General features: G+C 72.8%; 19 protein-coding genes. 10 read left to right on the top strand and 9 right to left on the bottom strand.

The features are described from left to right. Positions 1-56: 56 nt before the first annotated feature. Complete coding sequence (locus WME98_RS50500; RefSeq protein WP_437948745.1) at positions 57-878, bottom strand: alpha/beta hydrolase; 822 nt, start codon at positions 876-878, stop codon at positions 57-59. Positions 879-1,162: 284 nt separating this feature from the next. Between WME98_RS50500 and WME98_RS50495 the strand changes: the two genes are divergently transcribed. Both WME98_RS50495 and WME98_RS50490 read left to right on the top strand, forming a co-directional pair. Further along, positions 1,163-2,884, top strand: a complete 1,722-nt coding sequence (locus WME98_RS50495) for a DUF1592 domain-containing protein (RefSeq protein WP_437948743.1) — start codon at positions 1,163-1,165, stop codon at positions 2,882-2,884. A 14-nt stretch (positions 2,885-2,898) separates the two neighbouring features. Continuing rightward, positions 2,899-4,257, top strand: coding sequence for a DUF1552 domain-containing protein (locus WME98_RS50490; protein WP_437948741.1), 1,359 nt, complete (start codon positions 2,899-2,901; stop codon positions 4,255-4,257). Between the two features lie 48 nt (positions 4,258-4,305). Here WME98_RS50490 and WME98_RS50485 read toward each other — a convergent pair whose 3' ends face one another. Then, on the bottom strand, positions 4,306-5,478 hold the full coding sequence (locus tag WME98_RS50485) for a S1C family serine protease (RefSeq protein WP_437948739.1): 1,173 nt from the start codon (positions 5,476-5,478) through the stop codon (positions 4,306-4,308). Positions 5,479-5,646: 168 nt separating this feature from the next. On the opposite strand from WME98_RS50485, the gene serA reads away from it, so the two are divergent. After that, positions 5,647-6,906, top strand: a complete 1,260-nt coding sequence (gene serA / locus WME98_RS50480) for a phosphoglycerate dehydrogenase (protein WP_437948737.1) — start codon at positions 5,647-5,649, stop codon at positions 6,904-6,906. An 83-nt stretch (positions 6,907-6,989) separates the two neighbouring features. Here serA and WME98_RS50475 read toward each other — a convergent pair whose 3' ends face one another. The 4 genes from WME98_RS50475 to WME98_RS50460 all read right to left on the bottom strand — a co-directional run bounded on the left by WME98_RS50475 (position 6,990) and on the right by WME98_RS50460 (position 11,800). Next, a complete protein-coding gene (locus WME98_RS50475) occupies positions 6,990-8,213 on the bottom strand; it encodes an MFS transporter (RefSeq protein WP_437948735.1) in 1,224 nt (407 codons plus the stop codon). 141 nt (positions 8,214-8,354) lie between these two features. Beyond that, positions 8,355-9,227: an alpha/beta fold hydrolase gene (locus WME98_RS50470; RefSeq protein ID WP_437948733.1), complete on the bottom strand. Its 873-nt coding sequence runs from the start codon at positions 9,225-9,227 to the stop codon at positions 8,355-8,357. Positions 9,228-9,518: 291 nt separating this feature from the next. Beyond that, positions 9,519-10,925, bottom strand: a complete 1,407-nt coding sequence (locus tag WME98_RS50465; RefSeq protein WP_437948731.1) for an FAD-binding oxidoreductase — start codon at positions 10,923-10,925, stop codon at positions 9,519-9,521. A gap of 50 nt (positions 10,926-10,975) precedes the next feature. Then, complete coding sequence (locus WME98_RS50460; protein ID WP_437948729.1) at positions 10,976-11,800, bottom strand: N-acetyltransferase family protein; 825 nt, start codon at positions 11,798-11,800, stop codon at positions 10,976-10,978. A 109-nt stretch (positions 11,801-11,909) separates the two neighbouring features. Here WME98_RS50460 and WME98_RS50455 point away from each other — a divergent pair, with 109 nt between their 5' ends. The 6 genes from WME98_RS50455 (at position 11,910) to WME98_RS50430 (ending at position 19,144) form a co-directional block, all read left to right on the top strand. After that, entirely contained in the window at positions 11,910-12,989 is a 1,080-nt protein-coding gene (locus tag WME98_RS50455; RefSeq protein WP_437948727.1) for an alpha/beta hydrolase, read from the top strand. Positions 12,990-13,605: 616 nt separating this feature from the next. Beyond that, positions 13,606-13,992, top strand: a complete 387-nt coding sequence (locus WME98_RS50450) for a hypothetical protein (RefSeq protein WP_437948725.1) — start codon at positions 13,606-13,608, stop codon at positions 13,990-13,992. Positions 13,993-14,528: 536 nt separating this feature from the next. Beyond that, positions 14,529-15,353, top strand: coding sequence for a CBS domain-containing protein (locus tag WME98_RS50445; RefSeq protein ID WP_437948723.1), 825 nt, complete (start codon positions 14,529-14,531; stop codon positions 15,351-15,353). Positions 15,354-15,582: 229 nt separating this feature from the next. Next, on the top strand, positions 15,583-16,800 hold the full coding sequence (locus tag WME98_RS50440) for a glycosyltransferase family 4 protein (protein ID WP_437948721.1): 1,218 nt from the start codon (positions 15,583-15,585) through the stop codon (positions 16,798-16,800). Positions 16,801-16,999: 199 nt separating this feature from the next. Continuing rightward, complete coding sequence (locus WME98_RS50435; protein WP_061624285.1) at positions 17,000-18,016, top strand: NAD-dependent epimerase/dehydratase family protein; 1,017 nt, start codon at positions 17,000-17,002, stop codon at positions 18,014-18,016. Between the two features lie 3 nt (positions 18,017-18,019). Next, positions 18,020-19,144 carry a glycosyltransferase family 4 protein gene (locus tag WME98_RS50430; RefSeq protein ID WP_437948719.1) on the top strand — a complete coding sequence of 375 codons (1,125 nt, stop codon included), beginning with the start codon at positions 18,020-18,022 and terminating at the stop codon, positions 19,142-19,144. A gap of 57 nt (positions 19,145-19,201) precedes the next feature. Here the strand turns inward: WME98_RS50430 and WME98_RS50425 are convergent, their stop codons facing one another. The 3 genes from WME98_RS50425 to WME98_RS50415 all read right to left on the bottom strand — a co-directional run bounded on the left by WME98_RS50425 (position 19,202) and on the right by WME98_RS50415 (position 24,381). Next, the gene (locus WME98_RS50425) at positions 19,202-20,986 is read right to left on the bottom strand and encodes a hypothetical protein (protein WP_437948717.1); all 1,785 of its coding nucleotides are present in this window, start codon (positions 20,984-20,986) and stop codon (positions 19,202-19,204) included. Positions 20,987-21,112: 126 nt separating this feature from the next. Continuing rightward, positions 21,113-22,186: an HmuY family protein gene (locus WME98_RS50420; RefSeq protein WP_437948715.1), complete on the bottom strand. Its 1,074-nt coding sequence runs from the start codon at positions 22,184-22,186 to the stop codon at positions 21,113-21,115. Beyond that, positions 22,183-24,381 carry a TonB-dependent receptor plug domain-containing protein gene (locus WME98_RS50415; RefSeq protein ID WP_437948713.1) on the bottom strand — a complete coding sequence of 733 codons (2,199 nt, stop codon included), beginning with the start codon at positions 24,379-24,381 and terminating at the stop codon, positions 22,183-22,185. The genes WME98_RS50420 and WME98_RS50415 overlap by 4 nt, the downstream gene beginning before the upstream one ends. A gap of 369 nt (positions 24,382-24,750) precedes the next feature. Here WME98_RS50415 and WME98_RS50410 point away from each other — a divergent pair, with 369 nt between their 5' ends. Beyond that, the gene (locus tag WME98_RS50410; protein ID WP_437948711.1) at positions 24,751-24,990 is read left to right on the top strand and encodes a hypothetical protein; all 240 of its coding nucleotides are present in this window, start codon (positions 24,751-24,753) and stop codon (positions 24,988-24,990) included. Positions 24,991-25,073 lie beyond the last annotated feature (83 nt).

Raw genomic sequence — 25,073 nt, 5'->3', positions numbered from 1 at the left:
CTCCACTCCTCGCGACGCGCGGCGCGCGAGGGATCGAGGCTGTGCCCGGGCGGCCGTCACCGCATCTCCGCGGCGGCGCCGCGGATGAGCTGCAGGAGGTCGCGCCGCATCTCGCCGGTCACCGTGTGGCCGACGCCCGGGTAGCTCTCCAGCGTCGTTTTGACGCCGCGGCCGGCGAGCGCCGCGATCGCGTCGCGCGTCGGGCCGATCGGCACGCGCCGATCGGCGTCGCCGTGCAGCGCGACGAGCGCCGGGGCCGCCGGATCCGCCGCGCTCGCGCCGGACAGCACCGCGGGGGGGACCCAGCCGCTCACGGGGAAGGCGGCGCCGACCACGCGCGGGTGGTGCAGGGCGAGCGCGAACGTGAGCGCGCCGCCCTGGGAAAAGCCGGTCACGATGGCCTTGCCCCGCGTCGGCCGCTCGGCGGAGATCCGCTCGATCGTCGCCGCGAGCGCGGCGGCCGCGCGCAAGATGCCCTGTCCCACCGCGTCGCTCGCGAGCGCCTGCTGGAGCGGAAACCACGAGTAGCCGTCGCCGTACGGCGCGAGCCCGCGCGGCACGACGAGGCGCGCCTTGACGTCGGCGCCCGCCAGGAGCCCCGCGAACGACTCGGGCCTGTCGCCGAGCCCGTGAATGGCGACGATCAGGGGGAGCGCCTCGCTCCTGTCCGCGCCGCCGGTGATCTCCTCGAGGAACTCGACCTCGGCGGGCGCCGCGGCGGCCGGCGCGCTCGCGGCGGGCAGCGCCTCCTCGCGGGGGCCCGCGGGGGCGCCGCCGTCGGGCGGCGCCGCCCGCCGCTCGCACGCGGCGAGCGAGACGAGCGACGCGAGCGCGAGCGCAGACCAGGCGGAGCAGCGGTGGAGGCGAGCGGGGCGCATCGAGGAGAGCCTGCTGAACCCGCTGCTCGGCGGCAACAGCGAACCTTGTCCCGGCGCCAACACCGCGCTCGCCTCGGCAGGAGCAGCGAGCCATCGAGACCTCTTGCCGTATCCGGTGTTCACCGGAAACCACACACATAGGAGCGCGTGAAGTTTGGTGCTGTTGGATTTGTCTGTTTTATACCGATCTCCGGGGCTCTGCCCAGCAATCAAGGCGCTTTTTGGGTTGTTAGTAAAGAGTGCTTCCTACATAACAAGATGGAGCTGCTTATCAGGAGAATCCGATGATCTCTTTGGCTTATCGATTGGACCGCTTCCCGCGATGGCGGCGGGCGCTCGGCGCGGGGCTCTGCGCCGCGGCGCTCCTCTTCGCCGGGTGTACGGGCCTCGTGGGCGACGGGGACGAGGGCGACGGCACCTCACCGGGCGGCTCGCCGGGCGGCTCGCCGGGGAGCGGCGCGGCGCCGACCGAGGTCGCCGAGCGCAGCATGTTCCCGCGGCTCAGCCACGCGCAGTGGGAGAACACGGCGCGCGATCTCCTGCGCCTCGACGAGCGGCCCGGCCTCTCGGCGTCGTTCACGACCGATCCGCTCGGCGGCGTGTTCGACAACAACGAGGCTGCGCTCCTCGTGACCCCGGGGCTCTGGAGCGATTACCAGCGCGCCGCCGAGGAGCTCGCGGCGATGGTGACCGCTGACCCGGACAAGCTCGCCCGGATCGTGCCCGCCGGCCTGCCGGACGAGCCGGAGGCGCGGGCGCTGGCGTTCGTCGAAGGGTTCGGCGAGCGGGCGTTCCGGCGGCCGCTCACGGCCGACGAGCGGGACGCGTACCTCGCGCTGTTCGACCGCGGCAAGGAGCTCGCCCCAGGCGACGATCCGTTCGTCGCGGGCGCGCGCGCGGCGCTCGAGGGGTTCCTGCAATCGCCCCATTTCGTCTACCGGGTCGAGGTCGGCGCCGGGCCGGCGAAGGACGGGCTCATCCCGCTGAGCGGCCACGAGATCGCGACGAAGCTCGCGTACCTCTTCTGGAACACGATGCCCTCCGACGAGCTCCTCGCGGCGGCGAAGGCGGGCGAGCTCTCGACCCCCGAGGCCGTCCGCGCCTACGCCGAGCGGATGCTCGACGACCCGCGCGCCCGCGAGGTCGTCGGGGCGTTCCACCGGCAGCTCTACGACTACGAGCTGTACCACGACCTCAACAAGGACCAGGCGCTCTACCCCGAGTTCGTCCCTGAGATGGGCGACGACATGCAGCGCGAGGCGGAGCTGTTCGTGGAGCACATCGTCTTCGACAAGGAGGGTGGGCTCACCGACCTGCTCACCTCGCGCACCGCGTTCGTGAACGACCACCTCGCCGCGGTCTACGGCGTCGAGGGCGAGTTCTCGGACAAATTCGAGCAGGTGGAGCTCGCCGAGGCGGAGCGCTCGGGGCTGCTCACGCGCCTCGGCTTCCTCGCGTCGAAGGCGACGGCGCGGCAGCCGGACTCGATCCACCGCGGCGTCTTCGTGAACCTCAGGATCCTCTGCGCCGCGCTGCCGCCGCCGCCGGACAACGCGACGGGGCTGCCGCCGGGCGAGCACGCGACCAACCGCGAGCGCGTCGAGGCGCACACGGGCAAGGGGACGTGCGGCGAGGCGTGCCACGGGACATGGATCAACCCGGCCGGGTTCGCCTTCGAGCATTACGACGCGATCGGCAGGTACCGCACGACCGACAACGGCGTGCCGGTCAACGCCGCGGACGCCTACCGGTTCGGCGGCGCGCTGAAGAGCTACGCGGACGCGATCGAGTTCAGCCGGATCCTCGCCGAGAGCGACGAGGCCCACGCGTGCTACGCGCGGCGCTGGATCGAGTTCGCGCAGGGCCGCAGCACGGGCGCGAAGGACCGGCAGTCCATCAAGGAGCTCGGCGAGGCGTCGCGCGGCGGCGCCTCGACCAAGGAGCTCATTCTCCAGATCGTCTCATCCCCTTCCTTCCTCGCTCGCGTTCCCGCGGAGGCGCAATGATCACCCGACGACGTGTGCTTCGAGGCCTGTTTGGCGTCACGGTCGCGCTCCCGTTCCTGGAGACCTTCGCGCCCCGGCGCGCGGCGGCCGGCACGGGCGACGTGCCGCCCTTCGCGATCTTCATGCGCCAGGCGAACGGCGTGGCGCAGGCGACGAACGACGAGCCCGAGATGTTCTGGCCGAGCGAGACGGGCCCGCTGTCGAAGGAGTCCCTGGAGCGGGACAGCGACCGGGCGGTCAGCGAGCTCAAGGACTACGCGGGCCAGCTGATCATGGTCCGCGGCGTCCAGTTCGCGTTCCCGGGCAACGGGTGCGGCCACTCCGGCGGCGGAAACCAGTGCCTGACGGCCGCGCGCGTGTCGGACGATCCGTCGGGGAACGAGTCGCTCGCGATGGGCGAGTCGATCGACAACCGCATCGCGACCGAGCTCAACCCGGCGGGCGTCGAGCCGCTGACGCTCTACGCCGGCAGGATGGCCGGCTACATCAACGAGGTGCTCTCGTACCGCGGGCCGAAGCAGCTCCGCGCCGCCGAGCGCAACCCGTTCAACGCGTACAAGAAGCTCTTCGGGCTCGCCGACGTGGGCGCCGAGGCCCAGCAGGCGCTGGCCGAGCGGCGCGCCAGCGTCAACGACCTGGTGCGCGGGGAGATGCGGGCGCTCATGGGCCGCAAGGACCTCAGCAAGAGCGATCGCGAGCGGCTGGAGCTCCACTTCGACAGCATCCGCGACCTCGAGGCGGCGCTCGCCTGCGAGCTCCCGCCGGAAGAGGTCGCCGAGATGGAGGCGATCTCGCCGAACGTCGGCCGATCCGAGAACGTGGAGACCGTCACCCGCATGCAGATGGACATCATCGCGCTCGCGATGGCGTGCGGCGTGACGCGCGCGGCGACGCTCCAGGTGGGCGACGGCAACGACGGGACCGAGTACACGATCCACGGCGCGCGGCAGAAGAGCTACCACAAGATCTCGCACCGCATCGACAGCGACGGCTCCGAGGGCCCGCCGATCGAGGGCGCGCAGGAGCTGCACCACCAGATCGACCGGATCCACGCGCGGATGTTCAAGCACCTGCTCGACCGGCTCTCGTCCTACAAGCTCGGCTCGGGGACGCTCCTCGACCACGGCGTGGCGGTGTGGCTCAACGACAACGCCGACAAATACCACTCCTACCGGAAGGTCCCGTACATCCTCGCCGGCGGCGCCGCGGGCTACCTGAAGACCGGCCAGTTCGTCGATATGAAGGTCACGAACAACAAGCTGCTCAACACGATCGGCGCGGCCGTCGGCTGCAAGAACGGCCAGGGCGGCCCGCTCGACGATTTCGGCGACGAGAGCCTCGAGGGCGGGCTAATCGATCCGATCGTCGCCTGAGCGCGCGTCGCCCCGGCAGGGCCCGCGAGGGGGGCGCCCGCCGGCCGCTCAGCTGAGGAGCTCGACCTGGACCTCGACGGTGGTCTTCTGGCCGCCGCGGAGCAGGTCGACCTTCACCTTCTCGCCCGGCTTCTTGCCGTCGAGGGCGTTGTAGAGCGCGTCGTAGTCGTCGACCGGCGCGCCGTCGATCCCGACGATCACGTCGCCCAGCGTGAGCCCGCGGTCGCCCTCGGAGAGGCCGCGCAGGCCCGCCTTGTCGGCGGGGCCGCCGGGGACGACGCCCATCACGATGACGCCGCGGATGCCGTTGCGCCGCTCCAGGCGGTGGGCCGGGTCGAGCTGGATGCCGAGGCCGACCGTCTCGGCCTTGCCGGTCTTGATGATCTGCGGGACCACCCGCGCGATCGTCGTCGAGGGCACGGCGAAGCCGATGCCGGCGGAGGTGCCGCTCTTCGAGTAGATCATCGTGTTCATCCCGATGAGGTGCCCGCTCGAGTCGAGCAGCGGGCCGCCGGAGTTGCCGGGGTTGATGGCGGCGTCGGTCTGGATCATGTCGCGGATGGTCACGCCGCCCGCGCCCTCGACCTGGCGCCCGAGCGCGCTGATGATGCCGGTCGTCAGGGTGTGATCGAGGCCGAACGGGTTGCCGATGGCGATCGCCTTCTGCCCGACCTCGAGCGGCTCGCGGAGCGGCGCGACCTGGATCGGCTTGAGCATCTCCTTGGGCGCGTCGATCTTGAGCACGGCGATGTCCTTGCGCGGCTCGACGCCGACGAGCTTCGCCGGGAACGTCTTCTCCCCCTGGAGCTGGACGACGAGCGACTGCGCGTTGTCCACGACGTGGAAGTTCGTGACGATGTGCCCGTCCGCGTCCCAGACGAAGCCCGTGCCCGAGCCGGCGGGCACCTCGACCGCGGTGCCCCAGAAGCGGTCCACGACGAGGCGGCGCTGCGTCACGAACACCGTCGCGGGCGCGACCTCGCGGAACACGGAGATCGTGTTGCGTTCGTCCTCGATGAGCGCGTTCTTCGACGGCGGCGTGACCGGCGGCGGCATCGTTTGGAGCGTCGTCGAGGCCGTCGGCGCGGCGGGCGCGTCGGGGGCCGTCGTGGGGCTCTGCGACGGGCCGCCGGGGCTGGGCTTCCCCTTGCATCCAGGGGCGGCGGCGAGCGCGGCGACGGCGAGGAAGGCGGGGAGTCGGGCGTGGCTGCGGTGGCGCATGCGGCGCAATCTAGCCTGACCTCGGCAAGGCGTCTCCCCTGCGGCGCGCGCCGCCGGGAGGTGCGGCGGTCTGCCGCGCGCAACGGATGCGCGGACGGCAACCCCTCCGCGTCGGCGCCGGATCCGAGATGCAAACCGGCCAAGTTGCGGTAGAGGTGGCCCTGACGGATGAAGCCCATGACGCCAACTTCAACGAAACTTCAGACCACCCCCCCGGCCGCGAAGGAGCCCGTCAAGGTGCTCCTGCTCGAGAACATCCACCAGAGCGCCCACGAGCTCTTTCGATCGCGGTCGTTCGAGATCGAGACGCGTAGCTCCGCGCTGAAGGAGGACGAGCTCATCGCCGCGCTCGAGGGCGTGGACATGATCGGCATCCGGAGCAAGACGCACGTCACCGCGCGCGTCCTGGAGAAGGCCCCCAAGCTGCTCTCCATCGGCTGCTTCTGCATCGGCACGAACCAGGTCGACCTCGACGCGGCGAACCGCCGCGGGGTGCCGGTGTTCAACGCGCCGTTCAGCAACACGCGCAGCGTCGCCGAGCTGATCATCGCCGAGTGCGTCATGCTCGCCCGGCAGCTCGGCGACCGGTCGCGCGAGGTGCACGCCGGCACGTGGAAGAAGGTCTCGAAGGCCTGCTACGAGGTCCGCGGCAAGACGATCGGCCTCATCGGCTACGGCCACATCGGCCAGCAGCTCGGCGTGCTCGCCGAGGCGATGGGGATGCGGGTCGTCTACTACGACATCGCCCAGAAGCTCCCGATGGGCAACAACCGCCCGCTGCCGACGCTGGAGGCGCTGCTCGCGGAGGCGGATTACGTGTCGCTCCACGTCCCGGCGACGCCGGAGACGCGCAACATGATCGGCGCGGCCGAGCTCGCGCACATGCGCAAGGGCTCGTACCTGCTCAACGCGAGCCGCGGCTCGGTCGTGGTGATCCCGGCGCTGGCCGAGGCGCTGAAGAGCGGGCACCTCGCGGGCGCGGCGATCGACGTCTACCCGGAGGAGCCGGAGTCGAACTCGGACGGCTTCCACACGGAGCTGCAGCGGCTGCCGAACGTGATCCTGACGCCGCACATCGGCGGCTCGACCGAGGAGGCGCAGGAGGCCATCGGCCGCGAGGTGTCGCGCGCGCTGACGCAGTTCGCGACCACGGGGGCGACGACGGGCGCGGTGAACTTCCCGAACGTGGAGCTGCCGCCGCTCAAGGGCACGCACCGCATCCTCAACGTCCACCGCAACGTGCCGGGCGTGCTCCGCGACGTGAACCGGATCGTGTCGGACGTGAACGCCAACATCGACAGCCAGGTGCTGTCGACGGACGCGAACATCGGGTACCTCATCATGGACCTGTCGCAGGACGTGTCGGCCGAGGTGAGCCGGCGGATCGGGGCGCTGGAGACCAGCCTCCGGACGCGCGTTCTTTACTGAGGAGCGGCGGGGCGCTGCCGCGGGCTGCCCGGCCGCCCGCGGCCTGCGGCTGAGTCGATGGGGGATCGCGGAGGCGATCCCCCTCAGGCCGGGGCCTCGATCCGGTCCCGCGCGCGCCGCGACGCCGGATCGTCCCCTGCGAAGACGAAGGCGAAGGCGACGAACGCGGCCCACAGCGCCGCGAGGTGGTAGAGCATCGCGACGCCGCCCGACGCCTCGTAGATGGCGCTCGACACCGGGGGGCCGAGGAGCATCCCGGCGGCGTAGAAGACGTTGTAGATCGAGTTCGCGCGGCTGTAGTCGCGCGGCGCGGTGACGACGCCCTGGAGCGCGAGGCTGAGCGGCGAGATCGACGCGAGCGTCGCCCCGGCGACGAGCACCGCCGCGCACATCACGTCGTACCGATCGAGGTACACGAAGCCGAGGATCATCAGCGTGCCGATCGCGCCGAGCGCGCGCATCAGGGACAGGTGGCCGCGGCGGTCGCCGAGCCGGCCGAAGACGTTGGTGAAGGCGAGCATGCCGGCCGCGAAGTAGGCGGGGATCTGGATCGTCTGATCGCGCGTCACCCCCTTCGACGCCATCAGGTAGAGCGGGAGGAACAGCACGACCGAGGCCTGGAAATAGCCGTAGGCGAAGGTCGCGAAGCACGCGGTCTTGATGCGCCACAAGATCGACGCGGAGGAGGCCGCGGGCTCCGCGCCGGCCGCCGCGTCGGGCTCTCCGTGCGCCGCGGAGATGCCCGGCAGGTCGCGGTCGAGGCGCGCGAGCACGAGGACCGCCGCGATCAGCGAGATGACGCAGGAGAGGAGGAACGCCGCGCGCATCGAGGAGAGCGCGAGGATCGTCGGCGCGCAGAGCGGACCGAGGACGTAGCCGAGCGCCATCGAGATCGCGTAGATGCTCGTGATGAACGCCTTGTTGTCCTTGTCCGAGCGGGCCAGCAGGATCGTCTCGCAGCTCACCCAGATGCCGACCGAGCAAGCCCCGTCGAGGAAGCGCACCGCGGCGATCGCGGCGAAGCCCGGCAGGAGCGGGAAGGCGCCGATCGCGGCCGCGTACCCGGCCAGCGAGAGCACCAGCGTGGTCTTGGCCGAGAACCGGCGGATGAGCGCGTCCATCGGCAGCGAGAGCAGGACGATGCCGAGCGCGAAGCACGACGCGAGCAGCCCGATGTCGGTCTTGGTGAACCCGCGGTCGTTCAGGAAGACCGCCGTGAGGGAGATGGCGATGCCGTAGGCGAGGCCGAGAAGGAAGATAGCGCCGTAGATGAGCCAGATATTCCGATCAGGGATGCGGCGGAGCATGATCGCCCGGCAGGTTCGATCGGCCGCTCCGCCGTGTCAAACGGGTCCATGGCGGCGAAAAGCCGCTTCGACGCCGCTCCGCGGGCTGGCGCGCGCGCGACGACGGCAGCGCGGCGCCGCCGCCGCGCTGACGCGCAGGCTTCACCGCAGGAACTCGAGCAGGAGCTGATTGACCCGCTCCGGCCGGTCGTACAGCACGCCGTGGCTCGCGTCGGGGATACGGGCGAGCCGCGCGTTCGGGACCAGCTCCGGATCCGGCGCGGCGAGCTCGGCGCCGAGATAGCGATCGTGCTCGCCCCAGATCACCAGCACGGGGACCTCGACGCGGGTCGGATTGGAGAGCCCGCGCAGGCTGCCCGGGCGGAACATCGCGCGGTAGTAGTTGATCGTGGCCGTGAGCGCGCCCGGCTGCGACCACGACGCGACGTAACGGGCGAGATCGTCGTCGCTGAGCGCGCCAGGGCGCTGCGGATCGTTCTTCAGCGCCTCGCGGAGCAGCGCGTAACCGCTCCTCTGGGCGATCAGCTCGGGGACCCTCGGGAGCTGGAAGAAGAACATGTACCAGCTCTTGCGGAGCTGCCGCGCCGTGCGGAACCCGGCGAGCAGCTTCTGGGGGTGAGGACAGTTGAGGATGACCAGCCGCTCGAGGAGCGCGGGATACCGCATCGCGAACGCCCAGGCGACGCCGCCGCCCCAGTCGTGGCCCACCACGGCCGCGGCGCGCTCCGCGCCCGACGACGCGATGAGCGCCGCCACGTCCGCGGTCAGCTCGTCGATCGCGTAGGCGCCGACGCCGCGGGGCTTGTCCGAGAGGTTGTAGCCGCGCATGTCCGGCGCGATCACGCGGTACCCCGCCTCGACCAGCGCGGGGATCTGGTGGCGCCACGAGTACCAGAGCTCGGGAAAGCCGTGGAGGAGCACGACCAGCGGCCCCTCGCCCGCCTCGACGTAGTGAAGGCGCACGCCGCTTCGTTCGGTGAACCGGTGCGATAGCTTGGATTCGTCGAGGATCATCGTCTCCCCTTTCTTCAGGACGGCCGCGGGGGCCGATCGCGCGCTGGACGGCTGGTTGTTGGCACGGTGCTAGAGGCCGCTCGAGGCTCTGGGAGGGCGAGCGCCTCCCGTCGAGCGACGGCCGCGGTTCTATCACGACGGGCCGCCGCCCCGGAGCGCCGCCAGGATCGCGCGCCGGCGCTGGCGGGTGAGGGGCTCTGGAGAGGGCCTGAGACGGCGCCTTGTGTCCGGGTCGGAGCTCGTCTGCCCCTCAGGCCGGAGGCCTTCGGCCGAGCGGGCCTCGCGGCGCGCTCAGACGTCGATGATCTTGCCGGGGTTCATGAGGTTCAGCGGATCGAGCACCCGCTTGATCGAGCGCATGATCGCGAGCTCCTCGGCCGAGCGCGAGTAGGGCAGGTATTCCTTCTTGAGCAGGCCGATGCCGTGCTCGGCGGAGATGCTGCCGCGGTACTTCTTCACGAGCGTGAAGATCGCGTGATCCGCCTCGTGGGTGCGCCGGAGGAACTCCTCGCGCGTGAGGCTGTCGGGCTTCATCACGTTGATGTGGAGGTTGCCGTCGCCGATGTGGCCGAAGAGCGCGATCTCCCACCCTGGATAGCGGGCCTCGAACAGGCTCTCCAGCTCGGAGCAGAAGCCCTCGAGCTCCTGGATCGGGAGCGACACGTCGTTCTTGTGCGGCAGCCCGGTCGCCGACAGGCTCTCGCTGATCCCCTCGCGGAGCGCCCAGAGCTCGGCGGCCTGCGCCCCGTGCTGCGCGAGCGTGCCGTCGGTGACCAGCCCGCGCTCGAACAGCGAGGTGATCCACGCCTCGAGCGCCTCGGGCTCGCCGCGCTCGACCTCGATGAGCACGTAGTAGTCCGACGGCGCCGAGAGCGGCACGCGCACGTTGCGGTGGCGGCGCAGGCGCGCCTGGCACTTCTCCGTGAAGAACTCGTAGGCCATCACGACGAACGGCCCCATCCGGGCCTCGCGGAACAGCGCGAGCACGCCGGCGAGGTCCGGCACCGCGAACAGGAACACGTTGAGCCCCTCGGGCACCCGCGTGAGCTTGAGCGTCGCCTCGGTGATGATCCCGAGCGTGCCCTCGCTGCCGATGAAGAGCTGGCGCAGGTCGATGCCGGTGTTGTTCTTCTCGAGCGCGCCGTTCATGTCGAGCACGGCGCCGCTCGCGGTGACGACGGTGAGCCCGAGCACCCACTGGCGCGTGAGGCCGTAGCGGATGACCTTCACGCCGCCGGCGTTCGTCGCGATGTTGCCGCCGACCTGGCTCGACCCCTTGGAGGCGAAGTCGACCGGCCAGGTGAGCCCGTACGGCGCGACGTGCTGGTGCACCGCCTCGGTCACGGCGCCGGCCTCGACGCGCACGGTCGCGCCGAGCACGTCGACCGGCCCCATCTTGCGCATCCGCTCGAGCGACACGACGAGCTCGCCCCGCGCCGCCACGGCGCCGGCCGCGAGCCCGGTGCGCCCGCCCGAGGGCACCACCGGGACGCGGTGCTCGGCGCAGAGGCGGAGCAGCCGCGAGACCTCATCGGTCGAGCGCGGGAGCGCGACGGCCGAGGGCTTCGGCTCGTGGACCTTGGTCCAATCGCGGCCGAACGTCGCGAGGTCGGACGCGTCGGTGGAGAGGAAATCCGCGGGAAACTCGCGCTGGACGGCCGCGAGGAAGTCGCCGGGGAGGCCGGGAAGTGGGGTCATGGCCGGCTCGGTACTGCGGCGTGGCGGCGAGGGCAAGCGGCCTTCGCGGCTCAGCCGACGTCCGGGATCTCGCCTCGGAAGTGCACGCCGACGAGCTGCACGGTCGCGCCCACCGCGCGGAGGGCGGCGGCGAGCGCGTCGTCGTCCTCGACCGTGACGAGGAGGGCCTCGGGGGCGCGCGGGGCGTGGGCGCGGATGGCGTCGAGCAGGGGAGCGGCGAGCTCCGGCGCGGCCACGCGGAACGGAAACGCGCCGGGGACGAAGGGGTCGAAGCTGGCGTACCCCAGCGGGGCGGCGCCCGGCGCCGCGGGGTCGACGAGGCAGAGGAGCACGAGGCCGCCCCGGCCGCGCGCCTCGGCGGCCTGGCCGGGCAGCAAGCCGAACGCCGCCTCCACCGCGGCGTCGTCGGACGGCTCCGCCGGGCGGGCGGCGACCGGGCGCGCAGGGCGCGGGAGGCGGGCCGCGGCGTCCCAGGCGAGCTGGAACGTGGTCAAGGTGTAGACCTGCTCCATGCCGGCGCTCCGGTAGAGCCGCAAGGCGGCGGTGTTGTCCGGCTTGACGTTGAGGCACCAGCGCGCGCAGCCGCGGCCGCGGAGGTGCGCGGCGACGGCGCGCATGACGACGGCGCCGATCCCGCGGCCGCGGTGGGACGGCGCGACGACGACGTGCCGCACGTAGCCGAACTCGCGCAGCGGCTGGACATAGGCGTAGGCGACCACCTCGCCGTTCTCCTCGAAGAAGAGGGTGTCTTTGGCCAAGGCGCTCTCCCAGCGCTCGCGCGGAAGGACGGGGTTGTCGATGCCGAGCTCTACGAACAGGCGCGCAAAGTGGTCATAATCCGAGGGGCGCGCCGGGCGCGCGACGAGGCGAAGCATGGGGCGAGCTTACATTCCGGGGCGCCGCGCGTCCCATGGATCCCGGGCGCGAGCTGCTCGCCGCGCGAGCGTTGCGGCGCCGCGTCCGGCGCGGCACCGTGATGGGGCCATGCGCAACGCACGCGGCGTGGACGGGGGCGCCCGCGGCGCGATCGAGGGCGCCGCGGCTGCGGGCGCGGCCGGCGGGGCGAGCCGCGGATCGAGCCTCGCGGGCCGCGCGGCGCTGCTCGCGGCGCTCGCCCTCGCGCCGGCCGCGTGCGACGCCGCGGCCGCCGGGGCGCCGCGCGCAGCCGACGGCGGCGGCGCGGGCGGCGCCACCTCGGCCGGCGAGGTGGCCAGCAGCAGCGTTTCCGGCCGGGGCGACGCTGCCGGCGGGGGCGACGCTGCCGGCGCGGACGGCGTTGCCGGCGGGCGCGACGTTGGCGGCAGCGGCGACGCTTCCGGCGGGGGCGATGCTGGCGGCGACGGAGGCGGCGGGGAGGGCGGAGCGCTGAGCTGGGAGCCGGTCGAGACGGACTGGTGCTCCGCGAGGTGGATCGGCCTGGACGAGCACACCTGTTTCCACGTGCCGGAGACCGCGCCCCGCGGCGCGCCGATCCTTTATGTGCTGCACGGGGCCATGGCGCCCGACGCGCTGCCGGTGGCCCTCCAGGCGATCGCGGCGGAGGCCGCCGCGGCGCTCGGGGTCGTCGCGGTGTTCCCGCGGGGGAGGCCGGGGCTCTGCACCTGGGATCCGTCCGTCGGGGCCCATTTCTGCTGGCCGACGCGCCGCGAGACGGTCGACGCTGCGGCGCCCGCCCTGCTCCAGGAGTGGATGAGCGCCGAGGCGCGGATGGCGCGGATCCTCGGGGGGACGTTCGGCCGGCGTTACGTCATGGGCTTCTCCAACGGGGGCTACTTCGCGAGCTATGTGGCGCTGGAAGGCCTCGTCGCCGTCGACGGTGCCGGGCTCGTCGGCGCCGGCCGGATGGTCATCGAGGAGCACCTGTTCTCCCAGGAGAGGCCGCCGATCTACATCGCCGTCGGCGGGGAGGAGCTCGCCTCCACGGTCGCGAGCGCCGAGAACCTCGCCGACGTGCTCACGCAGCACGGCTGGGAGCACGAGCTCGTGGTGCACCCCGGGCGCGGCCACGAGATCCGCGCCGACGACTTCGCGCTGGCCTGGAATACCTGGGTCGCCGTCCCCTGAGCGCGCCGACCGACGCCGCTCGCCAGCCCCGCTGCGCGTCGCGAGCGCCGGCCCGACAGCAGCGCTGGGGCGCGTATCGCGAGGCGCCCACAGCGCTACTCCCGAGCACCCTTGGTCACATGACCGCAGAGGAGGTGAGCTGAGCGCGCCGGGCGGGCGGCGCGGATCGCCCGAGATCGGTGAGCGCGAGTATGCTGTCGTCGCCCATCGCCCCACCTTGCCGGCGAGGAGGCCTCGAATCGTCGGAGACGCCTCGCGAGGCGGCCCCCGCCGAGAAGTCCACCGCTCGCGAAAGGCGTGTATTCCGTGGCTCGTCGCGCCGCGCGAGGGCGCCCGCCGCGGCGAGCCGCTGTGCGCTGCGCGCGCCCCGAAGCGCCTTATCTGCCCAGCGATCCGGCGCGGGTGAACGGGCCTCGATCGCCGCGCTGTGCGCTGTTTAGGATTGTCGGTTTATCGCAGCCTCTCGCCCGCCGCGCGCGCCGCCGGGCGGCAGCCTGTGCACACCGGCTCTCGGGCATGAGCGCTGCTCTCTGCGACCTCCGACTGGCCTGACGGCCCGCGGATGTCGCGGGTCGTGGAAGGGGGAGAAATGGTCGAGCTGATGAAGAGCAGGTGGATGCATGTTGCGATGGCGATGGCCGCCCTGACCGCCGGCTGCGCGGCGGGCGAGGCGGGCACCGACGAGACCGACATGGACGAGGCCGAGGCCGTGGAGGTCGAGGAGACCTCGCAGGCGCTGTGCGGTTCTCTGAATCCGCGGAGCTGCGGCTGGGGCGGCGGGAATTGGGGCGGCGGGAACTGTGGCGGCGGGAACTGGGGCGGCGGGAACTGGGGCGGCGGGAACTGGGGCGGCGGGAACTGGGGCGGCGGGAACTGGGGCCCGGGCTGGAACAAGCCCAAGCCCTGCGGCTGGGGCGATTGGGGCGATTGGGGCGGCTCCTGGAGACCGCCGTTCAACTACGGCAACTACAGCCCTGGCTACGGTGGCTACGGCAGGTGGTAATCCCCCGTAACCGGCGCAGCGAGGCCAAGGCGAGCTCCGGTCCCGCGCCACGGCGCGACCATCGCTCGTGGCCTCGTGACGGCGCCGCTCGCGGCCCGGCGTCCGAGCCGCGGGTCGCCTGAGACGAGTCGCCGAGGGCCTGGCCGCCGGGAGCCCGCTGTACACGCGCTGCTCCCGGCGGCCGGGCGCCTGAAATCTGCGATTCCGCCACGGCCGTGCGCTGACGGCTGCGTTGCACGGCACCCCACGTGATGCATTTTGGGACATCGCTGGCTGGCGTGGATGAGCTCGGCGCTCGCGTCGAGAAACTGCCCAGCTCGCAGCACACCCCGGCGCAGATGGCGCGTCCACGCGCGGCGTCTGCGCCCGCGCGGCCGGCGGTGAGCCCGCTCGCGGCGCCGCGCAACCCCCGGCGCCTGCGACAACCGAGCTCGTCGGCGCGTCGCGGCATTCCGGATCGCTTCTTGCTCCGGTCCGCTGCGCGCTGACGCGCCGCCTGCCGAGATCCGCGCCGGCGTCCTCGAGGAATCCTCCCCATGATGCGCTTTGCGACACCCGTCTCGCGTTACATGACCTGCGCAGTCATCACGGCGCCCGACACGACCCCGCTGCCCGAGGTCCACCGATTGTTGGGCGAACACGCAATTTCTTGCGTACCGATCCTCGACGCGGCGTCGCGCGCGGTCGGCGTGCTCTCTCGCACCGACCTGCTCCGGCTCGGCCGGTTCGAGACGAAGACGAACAGCCGCGGAATGCTGCTGACCTTGCCCGATGTCCCGGCGCGCGACGTCCTGCGTCCGGGGATCATCACGGTCGGGCGCACGACGCTGGTCGTCCAGGCGGCGAGCGTGCTGCTGAAGCACCGCATCCACCGCGTCTTCGTCCGCGATGGCGACGACTTGACCGGGGTCTTCAGCACGAAGGATCTCCTCCTGGCCCTGGTCGAGGCGCGGGAGGCGACGCCGATCGCCGAGCTCATGTCGGCCCCCGCGTACACGATCCCGCTCGACGCGCCCCTCGCGCTCGCGGCCGATCGGCTCACGACGGCGCAGGTGAGCGGGCTCGTGGTGGTGGACCCGGACGGCTGGCCGGTGGGGATGTTCACCCAGACCGAGGCGCTGCTCGCGCACGGAGTGCTCTCCGACTCGCCGGTCGAGGACGTGATGAGCCCAGCCATGGTCTGTCTCGACGTCCGGACCCCGCTCCACCGGGCCGCCGCCGCCGCGCACGCGGCGCAGGCGCGGCGCGTGCTCGTGGTGCAGGGGCGGCGGCTCCGCGGCGTGCTGACGGGCCTGGACTTCGCGCGCGCCGTCGCCGGTACGGGCCTGATCTCCACGGCCGCGAGGTCCAAAGCCGGCTAGCGCCGCCCGCCAGGAGCCCGGCCACGGATGGCCGGCGGCGGGGCCAGCGCGGCCGCACAGCGAACGCCGGGAGCTGCTCCGGTGTGTCTCACCTTGGCACACCTTGTACTACGTTCGGGAATCCGATCGCACGAGGTGCCTCCGGGGCTGCCGACGGGTGATGCGCCAGGAGAGCGCGTCGAGCTCGACGGTTGAATATCGGCGGGCGCCCGTGCAACGAAGTGGGACGGTGAGGGTACTCCTTATATCTCAGTGGTATCACCCCGAGCCCATTTCGCGGGCCCACCTGCTCGCGGAGGCGCTGGCTGCGCGCGGGCACGAGGTGACATCGATCACCGCATTCCCGAGCTATCCGCACGGCCGCCTCTACCCGGGATACCGGCAGCGCCTCTGGGACGTGGAGCACGTGAGCGGAACCCGGGTGATACGGCTCCCGATCTACCTCGACCACAGCCGATCCCGCCTTCGACGGACGCTCAATTACGCGAGCTTCGGCGTCTCGACCGCGCTGCTCGGCCCGGCGCTCGCAGGGCGGGCGGACGTCGCTTGGGTCCACAATCCGCCGCCGAGCCTCGCGGTCGCGGCCTCCTGGCTCGCCGCGCTCCGCGGCATTCCGTGGGTGTATGAGGTCCAGGACCTGTGGCCCGAGACCGCGGCGGCGTCAGGCATGCTCGGCAACCCGCACGTGTTCGCCGGCATCGATCGGGTGAACCGCGCCCTGTACCGGAGAGCCGCGTCGCTCATCGTGATCAGCCCTGGCCTCGCGCGCGCGCTCACGCGCAAAGGCGTCCCGGCCGACAAGGTGCACCTCATCCCGAATTGGGCGGACGACCGCATCTATCAGCCGGTGGAGCCCGATCCGCAGCTCGCCGCGGAGCACGGGCTGACAGGGCGGTTCGTGGTCCTGTTCGCGGGCAACATGGGCGCCGCCCAGGCGCTCTTCAGCGTGCTCGACGCGGCGGCGCTGCTGCGGGACCTCGACGACGTGCGGTTCGTCATGGTCGGGGACGGGATCGACGCGCCACGGCTCCGGCGCGAGGCGGAGGCGCGCGCCCTCTCGAATATCGTCTTCATCGGCCAGCAGCCTCACGAGCGCATGCCTCAATTCTTCGCGCTCGCCGACGTGTTGCTCTCGCACCTGAAGCGGGATCCGTGCTTCGAGCTCACGATCCCTTCGAAGATCCCGGCCTACATGGCCGCGGGCCGGCCGGTGCTCGTCGCCGCGAGCGGGGATCCGGCGGAGCTGGTCCGGGACAGCGGGGGCGGCCTCGCCTGCGAGCCCGAGGATCCGGCGGCGCTCGCGGCCGCGGTGCGGCGGCTGCGCGACATGACGCCCGAGGCGCGGCGCGCGATGGGGGAGGCCGGCCGCCGCCATTTCCTTCGCTGGTTCACGCGCGACGCGCTGGTGACTCGCTACGAGGAGGTCTTCGCGCGCGCGGCGAGCTGAGCGCGTGACGAACGCGCCTGCGCACGAACGCGCCGGCGCGCGGCTGGAGAACGGGAGAACGCAACGCGCCTGCGCACGAACGCGCCGGCGCGCGGCTGGGGAACGGGAGGACGCAACGCGCCTGCGCACGAACGCGCCGGCGCGCGGCTGGGGAACGGGAGGACGCAACGCGCCTGCGCGTTGTGGAGAGGAGGATTCCATGCGCGAAATGACAGAAGAGATGGCGAGCATCCGGCAGAATTACAAGGGCAGGCGGGTCGTCGTGACCGGGGGCGCCGGCGCGATCGGCAGCTCCCTCACCGCGGCCTTGGCCGACGCGGGCGCGGAGGTCATCGTCGTGGACGATCTCTCCTCCTCGTACCGCTGGTCCATTCCGGCGCGAAGCAGCGTGCGCTTCGTGGAGGGGAGCGTCGTCGACGACGACCTGCTCGCGGAGGTCTTCCGGGACGAGACCTCCCACGTCTTCCACCTCGCCGCGCTGTTCGCGAACCAGAACTCGGTGGACAACCCCGAGCGGGATCTCGAGGTCAACGGCCTCGGCACCCTGCGGGTGCTGCGCCACGCGCGGCGGCGCGGGGTCCATCGCGTCGTCTTCGCTTCGTCCGGCTGCGCCGCCTACGGCAGCGATCCGCCGCGGCCCGTCCCGGAGGACTACACCTCGCTCGACGTGCATACGCCGTATCAGGCCACCAAGCTGCTCGGCGAGCTCTATTGCAATTACTTCACCGGGCAGGAAGGGCTGAGCACCGTTCGGGTCCGCCTCTTCAACTCGTACGGTCCGGGCGAGGTCCCTGGCCGCTACCGCAACGTGATCCCCAATTTCGTCTACTGGGCGCTCCGGGGCGAGCCTCTGCCGATCACCGGCACGGGAGAAGAGACCCGCTCGTTCACGTACGTGGGCGACATCGTCGATGGGCTGCTCCGGGCTGGCACCACGGCGGGCGCCTCGGGCGAGGCGCTCAACCTGGCGTCCGGCAACGAGACCGCCATCCTCGACCTCGCGCGCGCCATCAACGAGATGACCGACAACCGCGCCGGGGTCCGGTTCGTCGAGCGGCGCGCGTGGGACACGCAGCGCCGTCGCGGCGCGTCCATCGAGAAGGCCAAGCGCGTCCTCGGCTTCGAGGCGCGGATGGACCTGCACGAGGGGCTCGCGATCACCGTGGCGTGGTTCCGCGAGCACTGGGACCACATCGCCGCCGAGGCGCGCTTCTAGCCCATGCGCGTCGCGCTCTGGGGCCCCCTCCCGCCGCCTGCCGGCGGGATCACGCGGTGGATGCGGACCTATCTCGACGCGGCGCCGGCGGCGGGGATCGAGGCGGAGGTCATCGACACCTCGCCCCACAGCGCCGCCGTCGACGCAGAGAGCAGGTTTCGCCCGGCGCGCGTGGTCCGCGCCGGCGAATCGCTGTCCGAGCTCCACCGGCTGCTCGCGCGGCGGCGGCCGGACGTCGTTCACCTGTGCACCACGCTGTTCTGGGCCACCGCCCGCGACGGCCTCGCGGTGGAGCTGTGCCGTCGCGCGGGCGTGCCGGCGGTGCTCCACCTGCATTTCTCGACGCAGATCATCGACTGGCTGCGCGCCCTTCCGTGGCCCACCTTGCAGGCGGTGCGCGCGGTGCTCGGCCGCGCCGCCGCCGTCGTCGCGCTCGCCGAGGAGCTGCAGGAGTACGTGCAGGGCCTGGTTCCGGGCGGCCGCGTCGTCCACGTCCCGAACCCGGTCGACACCGAGGTCTTCCACCCCGCCGCCGCGCCGCGCGCGCCGCGCGCGTCCGGGGCGCCGCTGCGGGTGCTCTTCGCGGGCCTCATCACCCCGAACAAGGGGGTCCTCGAGCTCGCGCGGGCGGTGCTGGCCGTCGAGGGGCTGACCCTCGCGCTCGCGGGGCCCCGGGCCGCCGGGTGCCCCGCGGATTACGCCCGGCGCCTGGACGAGGCGCTCGGGGCGCTCGCGCGGCAGGGCCGCCTGGACCTGCTCGGCGAGGTGCCGGCGGCCGCAATGCCCGAGGCGTACCGCGGCGCGGACATCGCCTGTTTCCCGAGCCACGCCGAGGGGCTGCCCAACGTGGTGCTCGAGGCCATGGCGAGCGGCCTGCCCTGCGTCGTCACGCCGGTCGGCGCCATTCCCGAGGTCATCGAGGGCGAAGAGGGCCGCGTGGCCCTCTCGGTGGCCCCGAGGGACGAGGCGGCGCTGCGGGACGCGCTTCGCACCCTGCGCGACGACCCTTCGCGCAGGGCGCAGCTCGGCGCGGCCGCGCGCCGGCGCGCCGAGCGCCGCTACGCGACCCGGACGATCATGGGAGAGTACGCCGCGCTCTATGCGCAGCTCACCTCGGCCGCGCGGTGAGCAGCTCGGCGATGTCGCGCTCGTCGGGGGCACCCTCGCCGAGCGCGTGACCGGAGCTCACCGCGCCGCGCGCGCCGCCATCTGCTCGACCACCTCGTCGGGATCGGCCGCCAGCCGCGCCGCGAGCGCGCGGGCCGCGTCGGGCGACGCCGAGGCGACCCCCTGGATGGCCCCGAGCCGCGCGCGCCTCGGCAGGCGCGGATCTGCGGCGAGGGCCTGCAGCTCCGCGGCCACGCGCGCCGCGGGCGCAGACGCCGCGGCAGCGCGGCCGGCCGCGGCGAGGGCGCGCGCCCTGACGTGCGCCGGCGCCCCTGGATCGCGGCCGACCGCGAGCAGCCGATCGGCGCCGGCGCCGCCGGCCGCGCGGAGCCACCCGAAGAAGCCTGTGCCCAGGGCCGCGCTGTGGCCGCAGAAATGCCCCGCGAGCAAGGTCGCGGCGCGCGGCGGGAGCGCGGCCGCCCAGGCGCGGCGGTCGGGCGCCCCAGCCCGGGCGGACCCGCCCGGGGCCGGCGGCGCCACGGGCGCCTCGCTCGCCGACGCACCCGGATCGGCCGGCAGCGGAGACGCCGCGCCGCCGCCGTCCTCGACGACGCCCCGGTACAACGCGCTCGCCTGCACGATCCGCGTCTGCTGCGGCGTGATCGTGCTCGAGAAGTCGCCCCCCGTCGGAAACATGAGGTTGTCGTAATCGGGGCAGCGCTCGTACGGCAGGCCCATGTCCTCGCACTCCGCGGTGTCGTCCAGCGGATCCGCGTAGCCGGCCTCCATCTCGGTGGTGTGGAACAACCCCGCGAAGTGGCCGAGCTCGTGGCGCAGGATGACGGCGTCGGCCTCGAGATCCCCGAAGAGCGCGACGACGATGCCGCTGAGGTGCGTCCCGTGCTCCACCGCGACCGAGGGCGCGGAGGGCGTCGCGCCGGCCGCCATCTCGAGCCGCCCGGTGAAATCTGCCACCGCGATCACGTTGAGCGCCGGCCTGCCGGCGGCGCCCGCCGTCTGCTCGAGCACGCTGGGGAGGAGCTCCTCGTCGATGACCGCCCACTCCGACCCGAGGTGATGGACGGTGAGTTCTCCCACGTCGAGCCCCACGAACCCGCTGTACGCAGCGCGCAGCGCGCGCCGCATGTAGTCCTCGGAGACCGCGTTTCCGGCGATGAAGGCGTTGACGTCGATCTTCCCGCCGTGAAAGCGCCCATCGAGCGTCTGGCGGCGCCACACCGAGAGGCGCGCCGGCCCCGCCAGCGTGCCGGTGGTGCCGCCGCCGACCGTGATCCAGTACGTGCCTGGCACAAGTGGCACGGAGGCCGCTGTGCCAGTCTGCGGTACGGCGGCCGTGCCAATGCCATGATTGAAGAAGTGGGCCAGGGTGCCGGGAATCGAGTAGCTCGACACCAACGCTCTGCCGTCGGGCCCGGTGATGCTCTCGATCCCGACCGGATCCCAGCTCGGCGACGAGGTCACGAGCTGAGCGACGGCCGTGATGCCGAGGGTGCCGGGCGGGACGTGCACCGGGATGCTCTTTCCGGCGGTGACGTCGGCGAACTCTTCCTTCACGAGGGGCGGAATCGGCGGCGCGCCTCCCTCGCCGATCTCGCCGCCTTGACCGACGCCCGAGGAGCTCGAGGTGGCGGAGCTCGTTGTTGCGCCGGAGCCGCCGGTGCCGTCGGTCGGCTCGAACCCGTCGACCACCACCTTGCCGCCGCAGGCGCCTGCGGCGAGCGCGGCGAGCGCCCCCGCGGCGAGCAGCCCCCCACGGCGCGCCCGCGTCGCCCCGCGCTCGCCGTCCGGCGTCCCGCGGGACGGACCTGTGGCGCTCGATGCGGGTGCAGGCGACTCTGTCATAAGCATGCTCCTTACCGCGGATGAGGCCGTCCCTCAGCGCGCGCGCAGTATGCTCGGGTCCTGGCGCGATGTCACGCGCCGCGCACCCTTGTGACCGTCCCGCAACGCAAATGGCGGGAGTGGCGGTCATTCCACCTGCTTGACGCGCATTATCACCCGACCTGGGGAGGCGTCCGTCGCGCCCTCGAAGCGCTCGATGACGGCCACGTAGCGCGACTGGCCGTCTGCGCTCTGGACGAGCCACGCGGCGTCCTTCGCCGGCGCGGGCGGGCTCGCCCCGCGATCGAGCCAGCGCCCCGTGAAGGCCGTGGCGATGTGGTCGCCGCGGTACACGACGGCGGGATCGGTGAGGGCGGCGTGGTCGGCCGCGTCGAACCGTGCTTTCTCCGAGCCGGCGGTCCGCTCCTTGACCTCGGCGAGCGACTCGGAGCTCGCCTCCTGCTCCTGGAGATCGGCGCCGCGCGCGGTCCCTGGGCCGCCGAGCTCGCCGTTGACGCTGACCTGCGACCTGCGGAAGCAGACGTGCCACGCCGTCGACGCGCGCGCCTCTTCCGGCGTGAGCATCAGCTGCTCGCCGCTCGCGAGGTCGAGGCAGGCGCTCGGCGCGGTCTCGGGCATGTCGATGCCGCCGGCGGTCGCGTCGAGATCCTCGATGTCGACCGTCGGGCCGGAGCCGTCGGGGAGCACCTCGGCATAGCGGAGCTGGTAGAGCCCCGTGACCGGCGCTCCGTCGATCTCGCCGTAGAAGGAGAGGATCTGGAGCTTCCAGTACCGCCCTTCGTGCTCGATCGCGTGGATGTGATAGCGGCTGAAGGCGACGTGCGTCTCGCCGTCGTAGGCGTACCACCCTGTGAAGGCGCCGCCGGCCTCGTCCTGGAGCAGGAAGGGCGTGTTTGGCAGCTGGCCTGCCGTGTAGTCCTCCAGGGTGAGCGGCAGCGCCCCGCCTTCGCCCGGGCCGCTGAGGCCGCTGTTGGTGAATACGTCGTACCCTGAGAACGCGAGATCCCAGTCGGTGGACACCGCGGGATCGCCGGAGGGGACGACGACCTCCGGCGTGGCGAGGCGGAGGAAGACGCTGCCTGCGGCCGGCACCTCGACCTCGAGGAGCGCGCCGTCCTCGGTCTGCGCGCCGCCTCCCACGTCGTCGCTGCACGCCGGGGTGAGCAGGAGAAGGGCTGTTGCGACGGACCATCGTGTCATGAGTCCTCCCACGGTAGCTCGGCGATGACGCCGAGGTAGACGGTGCGCCCCTCGAGGGGCCGGTGATCGTTGCGGCGGTTGGGGTCCTTCTGCGCGCCCAGCAGGTTCCTGACGCCGACGTAGGCCTGCGACGAGGGCCAGAGCGGCCGCGCGAGCCGCGCGTCGAGCGTGGTGAAGCCGGGCGCGCGGCGGGTCATGCCGTGTTCGTCCACCTCGATGAACGCGCTGGAGATCGTCCGCAGCCGGGCGACGAGCTCGATCTGGAGGGGCAGGTCGGCGCGGAGGGCCGCCTGCGCGGTGTGCGGCGGCTTGCCGGAGAGCGGCTGCGGGCGATCGTCCGTGTCGTCGCGCGTCCAGAGGTAGGCGTAGCCGGCCTCGGCGCGGAGCCACGACGCCGCCTGGAGCGTCGCCGAGAGCTCGACGCCTGCGGTCCGCGCCTTGGCGACGTTCATGTAGGTATACGTGTCGACGCCGCCGGAGGTGTCGATGGGTTTCGGGTCGAAGTCGATCAGGTCGTCGACCCAGTTCGCGAAGGCGCCGGCGCGCACCGTCAGGCCTTCTCTGGGGATCCACGTGACATCGCCGTTCGCGCCCCAGGACGTCTCCGGGGCGAGCTCCGGATTGCCCTCGAGGATGTAGCCGAGGCCCGAGTGATCGAACGAGAAGCCGAGCTCTTTGGCGCTGGGCGCGCGGAACCCGCGGCCGCCGGAGATGCGCAGCGTGAGCGACGGCGCGGGCCGGTAGGCGAGGGCGAGGCGCGGGGCGAGGACGGCGCCGTAACGCGGCCAGTACTCGCCGCGGACGCCGGGCATGAGGGTGAGGCTGTCGGTGAGCTTCCACGCGAGCTGGCCGTAGACGGCGGCGCTGCCGAGCTCGGTGTCGGGCACCTCGTCGGCGGTGCTCTCGAAGATGCCCGACGTGGAGACGTCGGTGCGCCGGCGCTCCTGGGTGAGCGACTCGACCTCGGCGCGCGCGCCGGCGACCCAGGTGAGCCGTCCCTGGGCGATGGTGGCGATGGCCTCGTAGCTCTGCAGGGAGCCTGTGCGCTCGCGCAGCTCCGACTGGGGGGAGCCGCGCAGGTTGCGTTCGCTCGTCCGGTAGGCCCACTGCCGGCCGGCGGCGAGGCGCAGGCTGGAGCCCCCGCCGAGATCGAGCGTCTCTGTGAGGTGCAGGGTGAAGCGGTCGGTCACCTCGGGGACGTCGATGAGATAGACGCCGAGGCCTGGCAGCGGTGGCGGCTGCTCGATGCCGTCCTGCTCGTCGTGGATCCACCGCGCGCGGAGGCGCACGTCGATGCCGCGGCCGAGCGCGGCGCCGGCGCGCAGGCCGACGAGGTGCTGCGCGCGTCCGGGCAGGGCGGTGGCGGCGCTGTCCTCGAGGAGGGTGAGGCTGTCTTCCCGCTGGAACGAGGCGTCGGCGCTGGCCCAGGCGCGCTCGCCGCGGTAGGCGCCGGAGGCCTGGGCGAGGAGCCCGGCGCGGCTGCGTCCCTCGACGCGGCCGCGGCCGCTGAAGCCCGGGTGGGCCGGGGGGGCGGAGAGGACGTTGACGACGCCGCCGATGGCGCTCGCGCCGTAGAGCGAGCTCGTCGGTCCGGTGACGAGCTCGATGCGGGAGACGTCGCTGAGCGGGAGGGAGGAGAGGTCGATGGCGCCGCCGCTGTCGCCGATGACGCGCTCGCCGTCCTCGAGGACGAGGACGCGGTCGAGGTCGAAGCCCTGGATCTGGATGGCGCTCGGGTTGCCGAGGGCGCCGTAGGCGCTCGGGTTGACCTGGACGCCGAGCTCGCCGTCGAGCGCCTCGCCGACGTTGGTGGCGCCGCGGCGCTCGGCCTCCTCGCGGCTGACGACGCGCGTGCGCACGGTGGCGCGCTGGCTGCTCTCGGGGGTGCGGGTGCCGGTGACGACGACCTCGAGGGGGGGCGCGGCGGGGGCAGGAGGGGGAGGCGAGGGCGGCTGCGCGGCGGGCGCCGGTCGCGTGGCGGGCGCGGGTTGGGGCGCGGGCGGCTGCGCGGCAGGCGCGGGCTGGGCCTGCGCGGGCGGCTGCGCCTGGGGCTGCTCGGCGGGCGCCGGTCGGGGAGGCTGCGCCGGTGGAGCGAGCTGCGCGCGCGCCGGGCGCGAAGGGGCGGCCGAGAGGAGCGCCGGACCGAGGCAGAAGGCGAGCTGCGCGGCGCGCGTCAGGCGCCGGCGGCGGTGCACGGTCCTCCGTGGGACATCGAAACGGCAGGCTCGAGGCGCAGCAGCGAAAGCATGGGGGAGAGCTCTGCCAGTGTGGCGCAAGGTGGGTTGCGCGGTGCGTATGGTCGCCCGATTCAGCGTGGCCGTCCAGCGGTTCGGGCGCGGGAGGTCGCGTCGCGGAAGGCGCGGGGGCGCGGCGGTCAGGCCGCGGCGCGTGGCGCAAGTGCAGGGCAGGGCCGCGCGCCGGCAGGGCGAGGCCCCGCGCCGGGAGGGAGGTCCGTGCTGGACGAGCGACTGCGCCGAGCTCACCGGCGCCCGGTTGGCCCCTTGCGGTGCGCCTCGACGGCTCCAGGTGGTCTGGAGAAGCCGGAACAGCCCGAGGAGGTGCGCATGAAGCCGAACGAGAAGGGGTCGGAGCAACGAGGGGCCGAGACGTCCAGCAGCGCCGCCGACGCGCCCGCGCGCGACCAGAAGGCCGGGAGCGGACAGCACAGGCACGTCCCGGGGGATCCCGTGGAGGGCCACGAGGCCACGGCGGACAAGGAGCCGGAACAGAAGGTCGACGAGACCGTGGAGGACTCGTTCCCCGCGAGCGATGCTCCCGCGTGGACGCCGGCTCAGCCCGGCTGAGCCCACGCCAGCGGCAGCGAGGCCGCCGGGACCGGCGCCTGCCCCCGCGAAGCCCGCCGCGACGAGCCGCCGAGCGGCCGGTT

Origin of the sequence: Sorangium sp. So ce296, from assembly GCF_051529605.1 — a bacterium.
GTDB lineage: Bacteria > Myxococcota_A > Polyangia > Polyangiales > Polyangiaceae > Sorangium > Sorangium cellulosum_D.
This window is presented reverse-complemented; position numbering and strand designations above follow the sequence as displayed.